A 13,299-nucleotide genomic window follows, 5' to 3' on the forward strand; every position below is an offset into this window, starting at 1 on the left:
CTTGCCCCGCTCAATTCGTTTCTGTGGTCACGGCCCGCCAGAGGGCGAGGCCCTGCCGTGTTTCCGCCACGTCATGGACGCGGTGGATCTGTATGCCCTGCGCGACCCCGGAAAGCGTCACCGCCAGCGTGCCCGCCGCCCGGTCCGCCGGCCGTTCGGCCCCGCCGATGCTGCCGATGAACCGCTTGCGCGACACCCCCAGCAGCACGGCACAGCCCAGCCCGTGATAGACCGAGATCCGCCGCAGAATGGCCAGATTATGCGCCTGCGTCTTGCCGAAACCAATGCCCGGATCGATCACGATCCTGTCGCGGGCGATGCCCGCCGCCTCGGCACGCGCAATGCGCTCGGCCAGCGCGTCATAGACATCCAGCAGCACGTCGCCATAGGTCGGGTTGTCCTGCATGGTCTCGGGGATGCCCTGGGCGTGCATCAGGCAGACCGGCACGCCCGCCGCGGCCACCGTCCCGGCCATGGCCGGGTCGAAGTCGAAGCCCGAGACATCGTTGACCAGCCCCGCCCCCGCCGCGACGGCGGCCCGCGCCACCTCGGCCTTGCGGGTATCGACCGAGACCGCCGCCAGCCCGCGGCCCGCGGCGATGGCGGAGGTCACGCGGGCGATTTCCTCGGCCGCGGGCACCTCGCGCGCGCCGGGCCGGGTCGATTCGCCGCCGATGTCCAGGATCTCGGCCCCCTGTGCGGCCAACAGCCGCGCCTGCTCGGCCCCGTCATAGGCGCCGCCGTCCGAAAAGCTGTCGGGCGTGGTATTGACGATGCCCATGATGCGCGGCCTGTCCAGTGACAGGCCCAGCAGCGGCGCGCGGGGCGCGGTCAGCGCCGCCAGCACCGCATCGGGGGCGCCGTCCACCACGCGCGGCGCCTCGCCGCGGCGCAAAAGCTCGCATTGCGAAAAGCGCACCCAGCCGCCGGCAAGCTGCCAGCGGCCCGTCTCACAGGGAATCGGGCGATAGTAATCGGTCATGCTTCGCGTCTCTACGCCGGTGCGCGGCCGATTCAAGCACGAAGATCAAAGCCGTGCGGTCGGAATGCAGAAACCCGTCGGTACAGCCGGCTCGGGCGCACCCTCGGGCAGCGCCCAGTCGAGCCGGCTCGCCCCCAGCCGCTCGGCCAGCCACAGCGCCAGCGCCTGCGGCTCGGCCGCCAGCCCGGCCACGTCGCGCACCATGCGCGCGGGCGCCCAGACCACGGCGCGGCCCTCGGTCGCGGCCCAGTCCAGCTCGGTGCGGCTGTCGGCCACGGTCAGCCCCAGATGGCCGGCCAGCGCCCAGGCGGCCTGGTCCAGCGCCAGCAGCTCGACCTCGCGCAGGTTGCCGCCCTGCGGCAGCGGCAGCCCCGGCGCGTCCGGGACCAGCGCCACCGCGCCGTCGGGCAGCGCCAGGTCGCGGCCGTGAAAGATCACCCGGATCGGCGCCCGGACCGGGTCGGCCTCGACCCGCGCCTGGCGGCGCACCAGCGTCACCCCCAGCGCCCCGGGGATGCGGTCCAGCTTCTCGACCGTGACCGAGACCTGCGCGGCGCGCGGATGCGCCAGGATCTGCGCGGCGATCTTTTCGGCCAGCGTCTCGAGCAGGTCATAGCGGCGATCCGCCAGCCCCGCCGCAACCGCGCCGGTCAGGATGTCATAGGACAGGATCCTGTCCACCTCGTCATTCACGCCGACGACATGGCTCGCCAGTTCCACGTCGATGTTGAAGCGCAGCCGCTGCGGCTGGCCGCGTTCGGTCTGGAACGCGCCGATCTCGGCCGAAAGGATGTAGTCGCGCAGGTGGATACGGTCAGGCTGGTCCATGCCACCCGTGTTTTCAGGAAAACGGCCCCGCCGCAAGGGACAGGGCCGCGCATCGGGCAGCAGATTTGCGACGCCGCCTCGGGGCGCCGCCTCAGTTCGAGGCCAGCCGGCGGTCCGAACGGTAGAAGGTATGGCTGCCGATTCGGATCGTGCGCTCAAACCGCTTGGACCAGGAGGGGTTCACGCCGCGGGCGTGGAAATAGGTCGCGCCGTTGGTCAGGGTGCGCGGCGCGCCGGCCAGGGCCGCCATGGCCACCTTTTGCACCCTGGCATAGGTGCCTTTTTCGCGGATGCGGGCGTTCTTGTTATAGGTGAACTGGCCGCGCTGGTTCACCACGCCGCAGACGGTCTGGGGAAAACGCGGGTGATCGACGCGGTTCAGGATCACCTCGGCCACGGCCTGCTGGCCCTGCACGCCTTCGCCGCGGGCCTCGAAATATAGCGCCTCGGACAGGCATTGCAGATCGGCGGGATCGATCTTCACGGTCGCCTGGCGCGCGCGGCCGGCCTTGGTTTCATAGGCAACCTGATGCTTGCCATCGGCCATGGCCGGAGTGGTTGCGACAGGGGAAAGGGCGACAGCCACACACACGGAAACGCGCGCCAGCCATGACTTGCTAATCGACATGTTGGTCCTGTTTTCGGTCCGGGCCCGGCCCGGTCTGGTTCGTCGGAAGGTCCGCCCCGAGGTCGCCCCGGAGGCGGCGGTCTGGCGTTAAAGGCCCGAAACAGGGCGGACCGATCCAGCCCACATGCACGTGAGTGACGCGATTCGATTGAAATCAAACGATTTTGGCGGAAACCCGCCGACGGAAAATCGGCGGACGGGCAGATTCCGGCCAAAACCGGCTGGTCCTAGGACTCGGCCCCGGCCGTCAATTCCGCCGCTTCCCGGCCCATGAGAATCGATTCCTGCGCCGCGGCGAGCCGCGCCACCGGCACCCGGAAGGGCGAGCAGGAGACATAGTTCACCCCCGCCCGCAGGCAGAAGGCGATGGATTCCGGGTTGCCGCCATGTTCGCCGCAGACCGAAATGGTGATGTCGGGCTTGTGGCTGCGGGCGCGCTCGGTGCCGATGGCAACAAGCTCGCCCACGCCGTCGCGGTCGAGGATGTGGAACGGATCCTCGGAATAGACGCCCTGGTTGACATAGGTGCCCATGAAGCGGCCGGCATCGTCGCGCGACAGCCCATAGGTCATCTGCGTCAAGTCGTTGGTGCCAAAGGACAAGAAGGAGGAATGCTCGGCGATGTCGCCGGCGCGCAGCGCGGCGCGCGGCGTCTCCACCATGACGCCCAGCCGATAGGTGAAATCCTTGCGCGTCTCGTTGCGGACGGCGGCGGCGACCGCGTCGATGCGGGTCTTGACCAGTTCGACCTCGCGCCGGGCGGAAACCAGCGGGATCATGATCTCGGGCACCACCGGGTCGCCGTTATGGCTGGCCTCGATGGTGGCCTCGAAGATGGCGCGGGCCTGCATGTCATAGATCTCGGGCACGGTGATGCCCAGCCGGACGCCGCGCATGCCCAGCATCGGGTTGAACTCGGACAGCGCCTCGACCCGGCGGGTCACGTCCGACAAGGGCAGGTCCAGCGATTCGGCCAGTTCCCGCATCCCCTCGCGGTCATGTGGCAAAAATTCGTGCAGCGGCGGGTCGAACAGGCGGATGGTGACCGGCAGCCCGGCCATGATCTCGAACAGCGCCGCGAAATCGCTGCGCTGCATGGGCAGGAGCCGCTCCAGCGACAGGCGGCGGTCCTCGGGCTTGCCGGCGAAGATCATCTCGCGCATGGCCGGCAGGCGCTCGTCGTCGAAGAACATGTGCTCGGTGCGGCACAGCCCGATGCCCTGGGCGTTGAACCTGCGGGCGGTGCGAGCGTCCTCGGGCGTGTCGGCATTGGCGCGGATCCTGATGCGGCAATGCGCATCGGCCCATTCGAGCAGCTGGGTGAAGCTGTCGTCCAACGCCGGCTCCAGCATCTCGGCGGCGCCGGCCAGCACCTCGCCCGAGGTGCCGTCGATGGTGATCTCCTCGCCCTCGTGGAAGATGCGCCCGCCGATCAGCATGGTCCGGGCGCGCGAGTCGATCGAGATGCCGCTGGCGCCGACGATGCAGGGCAGGCCGATGCCGCGGGCGATCACCGCGGCGTGGCTGGTCATGCCGCCGCGCTCGGTCAGCACGGCGACGGCGGCATGCATGCCGCGGATGTCCTCGGGCACCGTCTCGCGACGCACCAGCACGCAGCGCTCGCCCCGCGCCTCGGCGGCCTGCGCGGCGGCGGCGGTAAAGACGATGCGGCCGGTGGCGGCGCCGGGGCTGGCATTGATGCCGCGGACGATGACGTCGCGAGGCGCGCGCGGATCGACCTGGTGGTGCAGCAGGTCGGAAAGCGCCCGCGGCTCGACCCGCATCACCGCCTCTTCCGCCGGGATGATGCCGTCGCGGGCCAGCGCCACGGCGATGCGCACGCTGGCCCGCGAGCTGCGGCTGACCCGCACCGCGTCGATGATCGAAAGCCGGCTGTCCGAGACGACGAATTCGATCTGCATCTCCTCGCGCAGCCTTTCGCGGGCGGCGACCCCGAACCGGACCAGGTCGGCAAAGACCTCGGGCGCGGCCTCCTCCAGCGAGGGGCCGCGCGGGTCGCGGGTCAGGTAGAGCGTCTCGGCCCCCTCGGCCTTCGAGCGGCCCTGGGTCTGGCCGCGGAACCGGCCGGTGATGCGCGGCGCGCCGGTCACGCTGTCGACGAACTGGATGGTGCCCGAGCCGGTGACGCCCGGCCCGATGGCCAGCGCCATGTCCTGCACCACCAGCCCCAGCGGCGCGATGGCCGGCGCCCCCTTGGCCTGGCGCAGAAGCCGCGCGGTCGGCCCGTCCCAGGCCCGCGCCATGCTACGCAGCACCTCGGCCAGCTGCCGGGTCGGGTCTTGGGGGAATTCCTCGTCCGTCTCGTCCTCATAGGCGCGCAGCGCCGCGTCGAGCCCGCCCTCGCTGTCCGAGAACATGTCGGGGTCGAGCCGGGCGACATGGATGGCATAGGATTGCACGAAGCCCAGATAGATCGCGTCCGCCGCCGCCTTGCCGCGGGTCTGGACCAGCCGGGCGTGGCATTCGTGGTTGATGCCGACGTTCAGCACCGTGCCCGGCCCGCCCCAGGCCGGGTTCATCGCCGAGGGCCGCACGCTGACCAGCCCGTCGGCGCGCTCGATGATGGCGGCGAGGCGGGTGCGGTCGGGCATCTGGCCGGCGGCGATGGCGCGCACCGCCTCGGCCGACAGCGCGAAGCTGGTCGGGACCGGCAGCTCCATGCGGATCAGGCGCTGCAGGCATTTCGCGCGCCAGCCGTGGCGTGCGGTCTGGATCCCCGCCGAGGGGGTGATTTCGACGATGGCTCCGGGATCTGTCAGCGCGGTCATGATGCCGTCACATTAGGCATGGCCGGCGCATTGCTGCAAGTGCGAAGAAAGCCGGAGGCGCGACCGGAGGCGGGGGCTCTGCCCCCACGCCCCTGCGGCCCCCCGACGGGGCCGCAGGGGCGTTCCCCCGGGATATTTGCGCAAGAAAGAAGCCGGGAGTCAGCCCTCGATGCGGCCGAAATCCGCGATCAGCCGGCCGGCCTCGCGGATGCGCGAGAGCAGGTTCAGCCGGTTGCGGCGGGTGATCTGGTTGTCGGTGTTTATCTGCACCGCCTCGAAGAAGGCGTCGATGGGCGCGCGCAGGCTGGCGATGCCCTGGGTCGCGGCCTGGAAGTCCTCGAGCCGGACGGCTTCGCGGATCGCCGGCTCGGCCTTGTCGAGGGCGGCGAAAAGGGCGCGTTCCTCGTCGGTCTCGGAGAATTTCGGATCGGCGCCGAAGCTGTATTCGACGCCGTCCTTCTCCTCGGCCTGGGCGAGGATATTGCCGGCGCGCTTCAGCCCTTGCAGCAGGTTGGTGCCGTCCTCGGTCTTCAAGACGTCGTTGAGCGCGGTGGCGCGGTTGACCAGCAGCACAAGGTCGTCGTTGCCGGGCATGGCCAGCACGGCGTCGATGATGTCGTGGCGGATGCCTTGGTCGCGCAGGTGGACCTTGAGGCGGTCGTGGAAGAAGGCGATGAGGTCGGCGGCCGCGGCATCCGGACTGGCTTTGGCGAAGGTTCGGCCCAGATTGGCCCGCACCCCGTTCACCAGCACCAGCCGGATCACCCCCAGCGCGGCGCGGCGCAGCGCGAAGGGGTCTTTCGAGCCGGTGGGCTTCTCGTCGATGGCCCAGAAGCCGGTCAGCGTGTCGAGCTTGTCGGCCAAGGCCACCGCCACCGACACCGGCGCCGAAGGCACCGCATCCGAGGGGCCGAGCGGCGAGTAATGGTCGCGGGCAGCATCGGCCACCGGCTCGGGCAGGCCGGCCTCCAGCGCGTAATAGCGGCCCATGATGCCTTGCAGTTCCGGGAACTCGCCGACCATGGCCGAGCGCAGGTCGAGCTTGGCGATCTTGGCCGCCTGTTCCGCCTGATCGGCATCGGCGCCGACCAGCGGCGCGATCTCGCGCGCCAGCGCCGCGATGCGGGCGATGCGATCCGCCTGCGAGCCCAGCTTGCTCTGGAAGGTGACCGATTTCAGCCCCTCGGCCCAGTCGGCCATGCCCGCCCGCGCCTCGCGCAGGTCGTTGTCCCAGAAGAAGGCCGCGTCCGAGAGGCGGGCGGCCAGCACGCGCTGGTTGCCCTTCAGGATCGTCTCGCCATGGTCGGGGGTCTCGATATTCGCCACGGTGACGAAGCCCTCGATGCGGCCGGTCCTGGGATTGCGGGCCGAGAAGAATTTCTGGTGCTCCTTCATCGAGGTCTGCAGCACCTCGGGCGGCAGCGTCAGGAAGCGGTCCTCGATGGCGCCCATCAGCGGCACCGGCCATTCGACAAGGCCCGCGACCTCGGTCAGCAGGCCCTCGTCCGGCACGATCTCCCAGCCGCGGGCGAAGGCGAGGTTCGCCGCCTCCTGCCGGATCGCGGCCTCGCGTTCGGCGGAGTCCAGCATGACGCGGGCGCGGCGCAGCTTGGCGGCGTAATCCTCGAAGCCCGAGACGGCGATCTCGTCCGGGGCCATGAAGCGGTGGCCGCGGGTGGTGTTGCCGGCGCGGATGCCGTCGATCTCCAGCGGCACCACCGCGGCGCCGGATTCGTCCGAGAGCAGGCAGAGGATGGAATGCAGCGGCCGCACCCAGCGCAGGCTGCCCGAGCCCCAGCGCATCGACTTGGGCCAGGGGAAGTTGCGGATCGTCGCCTCCAGCACCTCGGCGACGATCCCGGCGGCGGGGCGTCCCGGCTTCACGATGGTGGCGAACCAGACCTGGCCCTTCTTGTCGTCGCGCGCTTCCAGCTGGTCGCGGGTCAGACCGGTCGAGCGCAGGAAGCCCTCCAGCGCCGCCTCGGGGGCGTCGGTGCGGGGGCCCTTGCGCTCCTCGCGCGTGGTCGGGCTTTGCGCGCTCAGCCCCTCGACGGCGAGCGCCAGCCGGCGCGGGGTCGAGAAGGCGCCGGCCGAGCGATAGGTCAGGCCTGCGTCGACCAGCCCGTCGGTGACGCGTTTCTTCAGATCCTCGCGGGCGCGGGCCTGCATCCGCGCCGGGATCTCCTCCGAGAAAAGCTCGATCAGAAGGTCGGGCATCAGTCCATCACTCCGCGTTCGGGGGTCTTGTCGTTGAATTGGTGCCAGGCAAAGGCGCGGCCGTCGGGATAGACCACGATCACCCGGTCCACGTCGGGGCGGATCTCGGCCTGGCCCAGCACGGCGCGCGCCGCGCCCGATTCCAGGTCGGCGGTCAGCGCCCGGGCGGAATAGCACTTGAACCAGCCCGGCCCGTTCAGCGGCGTCGCGCCGTCATAGGGCGCGGCATCGGCCAGTTCGGCCGGATCCAGCGTGAAGCAGGCGCGATAGCGGATGGGCGAGCTTGCCGCGTCGATGGCCTTGAAATCCGCGACCGCGACCGGATGGGTGGCGCCCTGCGCGTCGGTGACGACGATGTCCTGCGCGCCGCTGATCTCGTCCACCGGGTCGTAGAAGCCATAGACCTGCAGATACCAGACGGCGAGGCCGGCCATGACGGCCACCAGCACCAGCATCGAGGCGACGATCTTGCCCGAACTCATGCCGCCGCCTCCGCTTGCAGGACCGCGGCCTCGGTGGTCACGAACAGGTCGGCGCAGCGTTTCGCCAGCGCGCGGACGCGGCCGATATAGGCCTGGCGTTCCGTGACCGAGATCACGCCGCGCGCGTCGAGCAGGTTGAACAGGTGGCTGGCCTTGATCGCCTGGTCATAGGCGGGATGCGCCATCGGGATGCGCCGCCCGGCGCCGTCCGTCTCGGCCGCGGCCAGGATGCGGTCGCATTCCGCCTCGGCATCCTTGAAATGCTGGAGCAGCATCTCCGTATCGGCCTGTTCGAAGTTCCAGCGGGAATATTCGCGCTCGGCCTGGCGGAAGACGTCGCCATAGCTCAGCGGGATCGGGCTGCCGGGCGGGTTGAAGGGCATGTCCATCACATGCTCGACCCCCAGCACATACATCGCCAGCCGCTCAAGCCCATAGGTCAGCTCGCCCGAAACCGGGCGGCAGTCATGCCCGCCGACCTGCTGGAAATAGGTGAACTGGCTGACTTCCATGCCGTCGCACCAGACCTCCCAGCCCAGCCCCCAGGCGCCCAGCGTCGGGCTTTCCCAGTCGTCCTCGACGAAGCGCACGTCGTGGATCATCGGGTCGAGGCCGATGGCCGCAAGGCTGCCCAGGTAAAGCTCTTGCAGGTTCGGCGGCGAGGGTTTGATGATGACCTGATACTGGTAGTAATGCTGTAGCCGGTTCGGGTTCTCGCCATAGCGCCCATCGGTCGGTCGGCGCGAGGGCTGGACATAGGCCGCGGCCCAGGGACGCGCGCCCAGGCTGCGCAGCGTCGTGGCCGGGTGGAAGGTGCCGGCGCCGACCTCCATGTCATAGGGTTGCAGCACCGCGCAGCCCTGTGCGGCCCAATAGGATTGCAGGCGCAGGATCACGTCCTGAAAGCAGACGGGTTTCGCCGTCTGATGGTCCTTTGGGCTGGTCATCGGGGCTTCCTTCGGCATAACTGGCAGGAAATGTCTGCCGCCTTCTAGGCAGAGGGCGGCGCAGGGTCAATGAGAGGGACATGCCCATGCGGCGCTTTGCATTCGTCATCGGTGCGGCTCTGCCGCTGTCTCTGGGCTTTGCCGCGCAGGCCGAGGATGTGCTGATCCGCATCGAGGCCAAGCGCGGCGTGCAGGCCGCGGCCGACACCGCCCGCAACTGGGGGGCGCAGTTTCCCGATGTCGTGACCTTCCCGCTGGCCGACGGCTGGGTCGGGATCGCGCTTGGCCCGATGCCGCGCGCAGAGGCGGCGGCGCGGCTGGAACAGCTGAAGCAGCAGCGCAAGGTGCCGGGCGACAGCTTCCTGGCCGCCGCCGAGGGACGCGAACTGACCCGGATCGGCGACGCGGCCGCCGAACCCGACGCCGATCCCCAGGCGGCGGCATCCGCCGGCAATGCCTCGACCTTCCCCCAGGCCCAGCCCGCGGCCACAGAGGACGAGCCCCTCCCCGGCGACCTGGCCGGCGCGGATGCGGCCCCGACCACCGATGCCGGCGCCGCGGCTGAGCCCGCGCCCGAGCAGTTCTTCCTGCGCCTCGAATCCACCACCGACCGCGCGCGGGCCGAGGAATTGCTGGCGAAATGGCGCGAGACCCTGCCCGAGGCCGGGCTGTGGACCCTGCCGAACGGCCGGCTGGCCATCGGCTTCGGGCCGATGGCCCGGGCGACCGGCACCGCCTGGCTCCAGGCGTTCCGGGATGCGGGTGCCGTGCCCAGGGACGCCTTCCTCGCGCCGGGCGAGGAGATGGGCGAGATCGCGATCATCGGCAAGGTGCCGGATCTGGGCGCGCCCCCTGCCCCGGATGCGGCGCCGGTGCCCATGCCGCCGCTCGAACAGATCCAGCGCGCCCTGCGTTGGGCCGGCCATTACGACGGCGCCATCGACGGCAAGGACGGCCCCAAGACTCGCGCCGCCATGGCCGAGGAAATCCTGCGCCTGCGCACCTCGCCCGATACCGCGACCGCCATGACCGAACTGATCCGCCGCCGCGAGGCCTGGCGGGCCGAGATGGGCCTGGCCGAACTGCGCGACGCCCATACCGGCCTGATGCTGCCCGCGCCGATGGAAAAGCTGCAATTCGACCGCGCCGAGCGCGCGCTGTCGATCTATGGGCCCAAGGACGGCTCGGGCGCGGCGCTGATCCTGTTCAGCCAGCCCGGCGGCCAGCAGGAGATGCTGGACCTGACCGGCCTCGTCACCGCGCTCGGCTGGGTGCCGGCACCCGAACGCAAGGTGGAACGCGGCAGCGTCGTGCTGGACGGCCGAAACCAGACCCATATCGGCCATGCCGAGGGCCGGGTGGTCGATGGCCGCGTGCAGGGCTTCGTGCTGATCTGGCCGGTCTCGGACCCCGAGAACCAGCACCGGCTGGCGGCGGAGATCTCGGACAGTCTGGCCCGCTTCGCCCCCGGCGCGGCCGAGGCCCAGCCCGAAGCCCCGGCCATCGCCCCGGCCGCAGCGCAGGACTAGGCGGCTCTAAGCCCGCCAGAACCGCGGCAAAAACAGCACCAGCACCGAGATCAGCTCCAGCCGGCCCAGATACATCCCCCAGATCATCAGCCATTTCGAGGCGGTGGGAAAGTCCGTCACTGCCCCCTCGGGCGTCAGTTCCGGCCCCCAGACCACGCCGACATTGGCGATGGCGGTCCAGGCCGCGGTCAGCGCCGTGCGCGGATGCAGCCCGGTCAGCGCCAGCCCGACGATCAGCAGACCGAAGGACAGGATGAACAGGGTAAAGAAGGCCATGACCGAATCGACCACGTCCTCCTCAAGCGGGCGGCCACCGTAAAGCAGCGGGAACACCCGGTGCGGCGATTGCATGCGCTTGAGCTGCGCCTTGACCGCCTGGAACAGCACCAGATAGCGGAACACCTTGACCGAGCACGAGGTCGAGCCGGTGCAGCCACCGATCAGCCCGACCACGATCAGGATGACAAAGGGGAAATGCCCCCATTGCGTCACGTCGGCCGAAGCAAAGCCCGTGCCGGAAAAGGTCGAGACGACGTTGAACGTGGTCTCGCGGATCACGTCGAACGGGTTCTTCGCCTTGAGCCAGAGCAGGCGGTAAAGCACCACCAGCGCGATGGCATAGAAGGTCCAGCGCAGATAGGCCCGGACCTGGATGTCGCGCCAGATCGGCTCGGCCGAGCCGCGGATCAGCTGCACCATGCGGATGAAGGGGATCGAGGCCAGGATCATGAAGAAGGCAGCGGCATATTCCGCCGGCCCGATGAAGGGCGCGAAACTGGCGTCGTAATGGGAAAACCCGCCGGTCGAGCAGGTGGACAGCGCCAGCACCAGCGCATCGAAGCCCTTCATGCCCAGCAGGATATAGACCACCATGCAACTGGCAGTCATGGCGATATAGACCCCGGTCATCTCGCGCGCGATGTCGAAGGCGCGGGGCAGGATCTTGCCCAGCGTGTCGAAACCCTCGGAGCGAAAGAACTGCATGCCGCCGACCTTCATCACCGGCAGGAAGATCATGGCGACCACGATGATCCCCAGCCCCCCCGCCCAGTTCAGGAAGGCCCGCCACAGGTTCGTGCCCTTGGGCAGGTTGTCGAGATCGGGGAACGCGGTGGTGCCGGTGGTGGTGACGCCCGACATGGCCTCGAAATAGGCATCGGTGAAGCCGGCCTGAGGCGCGCCCAGCATGAAGGGCAGCGCGCCGGCCACCGGCACCACCAGCCACAGCATCGCGGTCAGCAGGAAGACCTGCTGGATGGTCAGCGACTGGTCCTTTTGCCGCGTGGACAGCGCCACCAGCCCGCCGGCCAGCATGGTCAGGATGCCGCATTCCAGGAAGATCAGCCAATGCGGGTCGCCATGCCACCAATCGACCAGCATGGGCAGCCCCATCGCCGCCCCCAGCGTGACGACGACCTTGCCGACGATATTGGCCACGGGACGGATATCGATCATGCCGCCTGCTTGCCCCGCCGGCATGCGACCGTCAAGCGCACGACGCTTGCACGAGCCCGCGCCAGCCCCTATAGAAAGGCGCAACGCGGGTGTAGCTCAATGGTAGAGCAGCAGCCTTCCAAGCTGAATACGTGGGTTCGATTCCCATCACCCGCTCCAATTTCCCCGCATGCCGCAACCAGCCGCCCCAGGCCGGCTTTCTCCGTTTTGCAAATACTCCGGGGGGAGCGCCTCATGCGCCCCGTCGAGGGGCGCTTGAGGCGCGGGGGGCAGAGCCCCCGGCCGCCGCGCCCTTCCGTTCCGGCACCCAAGGCCCTATATCCTGCGGGCAAGATTGCCCGACCAACCGACCGACGCGCCGAAAGGAAGCCCATGTCCCGCAAAGCCATGCAGCGCCTGTCCTTCTTTCTGCTGATGGGCCTGACGCTCTATGCCGCCTTCCTGGGCGCGGGCTGAGGGGGCGGCGATGGCAAGGCGTTTCGGCGGCCGCTTCTCGCCGCAGCCCCGGCCGGACGGAACCGGCCCGCGCATACCCGCCCGCCCCGCGCCGGGCGAGATCCGGCATCCGCTGGAATCGCGCACCCGCTGGGTCACGATCATGGCGACCCCTTTCCTCATCAGCGCCTTCTGGCAGGATCCGGCCGGGCTCGCCCTGCATCTCGTCGCCTTCGGCAGCCTCGCCTGGGGCATGTGGATGACGCGCCAGGGCTTGCAGGCCGAGGCTGCCTATGACGCCCGCCGCGTCGCCCGCCGCCCGGCGATCCCGCGCAAGCTCTTCGGCGGCATCCTGACCGGGCTCGGCCTTGCCATCGGCGCCTGGGTGCCGGGCGCCGATACCGGCGCCGGGGTGATCGGCGTCGCCGGCGCCATGCTGCACTGGCTCGCCTTCGGCAGCGACCCGATGCGCGACAAGGGCATGGAAGGCGTCGACGGCGTCCGACAGGACCGCGCCCAACGCATCCTGGCCGAGGGCGAGGCGCATCTGAAGGCCATGCAGGATGCCATCCTGCGCACCGGCGACCGCCGGCTCGAGGCCCGCGTCGCCATGTTCGCCGCCGCCGCGCGCGCGCTTTTCGCCCATGTCGAGGACAATCCCGAAACCATCGCCGCGCTGCGCCGCTATCTCAGCGTCTACCTGCAGGGCGCGCGCGACGCGACGGTCAAGTTCGCCGATCTCTACGCCCAGACCCGCGACCCGCGCACGCGCCAGGATTACGAGACGCTGCTGGACGACCTGGAAACCGAATTCGCCGCCCGCAGCGCCCGGCTGCTGGAAGGCGGCCGCACCGACCTGGACATCGAGATCAGTGTGCTGCGCGACCGGCTGGCACGCGAAGGCGTAAGGCCCCGGCCCGCGCCCGCAGAACCCGCCGAATTGCAGCGCCCGATGACGCTTGATGACCTGCTGATCCCGCACGAATCGGAAAAGCCGCGCCGCTAGC

At 69.7% G+C, this 13,299-nt stretch carries 10 protein-coding genes and 1 tRNA gene; 3 read left to right on the forward strand and 8 right to left on the reverse strand.

What is annotated here, in order from left to right; genetic code table 11:
• Positions 1-10 precede the first annotated feature (10 nt).
• From folP to ACNKFW_RS09535, 7 genes are all read right to left on the reverse strand, one after another.
• Entirely contained in the window at positions 11-982 is a 972-nt protein-coding gene (gene folP, locus ACNKFW_RS09505; RefSeq protein ID WP_147428219.1) for a dihydropteroate synthase, read from the reverse strand.
• Positions 983-1,027: 45 nt separating this feature from the next.
• The gene (locus ACNKFW_RS09510; RefSeq protein WP_024842933.1) at positions 1,028-1,810 is read right to left on the reverse strand and encodes a dihydroneopterin aldolase; all 783 of its coding nucleotides are present in this window, start codon (positions 1,808-1,810) and stop codon (positions 1,028-1,030) included.
• 91 nt (positions 1,811-1,901) lie between these two features.
• A complete protein-coding gene (locus tag ACNKFW_RS09515; protein ID WP_231486597.1) occupies positions 1,902-2,357 on the reverse strand; it encodes a cell wall hydrolase in 456 nt (151 codons plus the stop codon).
• A 308-nt stretch (positions 2,358-2,665) separates the two neighbouring features.
• Entirely contained in the window at positions 2,666-5,227 is a 2,562-nt protein-coding gene (locus ACNKFW_RS09520) for a putative PEP-binding protein (RefSeq protein ID WP_418024149.1), read from the reverse strand.
• Positions 5,228-5,386: 159 nt separating this feature from the next.
• The gene (gene glyS / locus ACNKFW_RS09525; protein ID WP_418024151.1) at positions 5,387-7,444 is read right to left on the reverse strand and encodes a glycine--tRNA ligase subunit beta; all 2,058 of its coding nucleotides are present in this window, start codon (positions 7,442-7,444) and stop codon (positions 5,387-5,389) included.
• Positions 7,444-7,926 carry a DUF6446 family protein gene (locus ACNKFW_RS09530; RefSeq protein ID WP_024842937.1) on the reverse strand — a complete coding sequence of 161 codons (483 nt, stop codon included), beginning with the start codon at positions 7,924-7,926 and terminating at the stop codon, positions 7,444-7,446. Before ACNKFW_RS09530 ends, glyS begins: the two co-directional genes overlap by 1 nt.
• Positions 7,923-8,873, reverse strand: a complete 951-nt coding sequence (locus ACNKFW_RS09535; protein WP_024842938.1) for a glycine--tRNA ligase subunit alpha — start codon at positions 8,871-8,873, stop codon at positions 7,923-7,925. The genes ACNKFW_RS09530 and ACNKFW_RS09535 overlap by 4 nt, the downstream gene beginning before the upstream one ends.
• 86 nt (positions 8,874-8,959) lie before the next feature.
• On the opposite strand from ACNKFW_RS09535, the gene ACNKFW_RS09540 reads away from it, so the two are divergent.
• Positions 8,960-10,402, forward strand: coding sequence for a peptidoglycan-binding domain-containing protein (locus ACNKFW_RS09540; protein WP_418024153.1), 1,443 nt, complete (start codon positions 8,960-8,962; stop codon positions 10,400-10,402).
• Between the two features lie 6 nt (positions 10,403-10,408).
• On the opposite strand, the gene ACNKFW_RS09545 is transcribed toward ACNKFW_RS09540, so the two are convergent.
• Positions 10,409-11,857 carry a TrkH family potassium uptake protein gene (locus tag ACNKFW_RS09545; protein ID WP_418024155.1) on the reverse strand — a complete coding sequence of 483 codons (1,449 nt, stop codon included), beginning with the start codon at positions 11,855-11,857 and terminating at the stop codon, positions 10,409-10,411.
• 85 nt (positions 11,858-11,942) lie between these two features.
• On the opposite strand from ACNKFW_RS09545, the gene ACNKFW_RS09550 reads away from it, so the two are divergent.
• A tRNA-Gly gene (locus ACNKFW_RS09550) sits at positions 11,943-12,016 on the forward strand.
• A 307-nt stretch (positions 12,017-12,323) separates the two neighbouring features.
• Positions 12,324-13,298 carry a 5-bromo-4-chloroindolyl phosphate hydrolysis family protein gene (locus tag ACNKFW_RS09555; RefSeq protein WP_418024157.1) on the forward strand — a complete coding sequence of 325 codons (975 nt, stop codon included), beginning with the start codon at positions 12,324-12,326 and terminating at the stop codon, positions 13,296-13,298.
• Position 13,299: the final 1 nt, after the last annotated feature.

Origin of the sequence: Paracoccus sp. TD-10 (assembly GCF_048270675.1) — a bacterium.
Classification (GTDB): Bacteria; Pseudomonadota; Alphaproteobacteria; order Rhodobacterales; family Rhodobacteraceae; genus Paracoccus; species Paracoccus pantotrophus.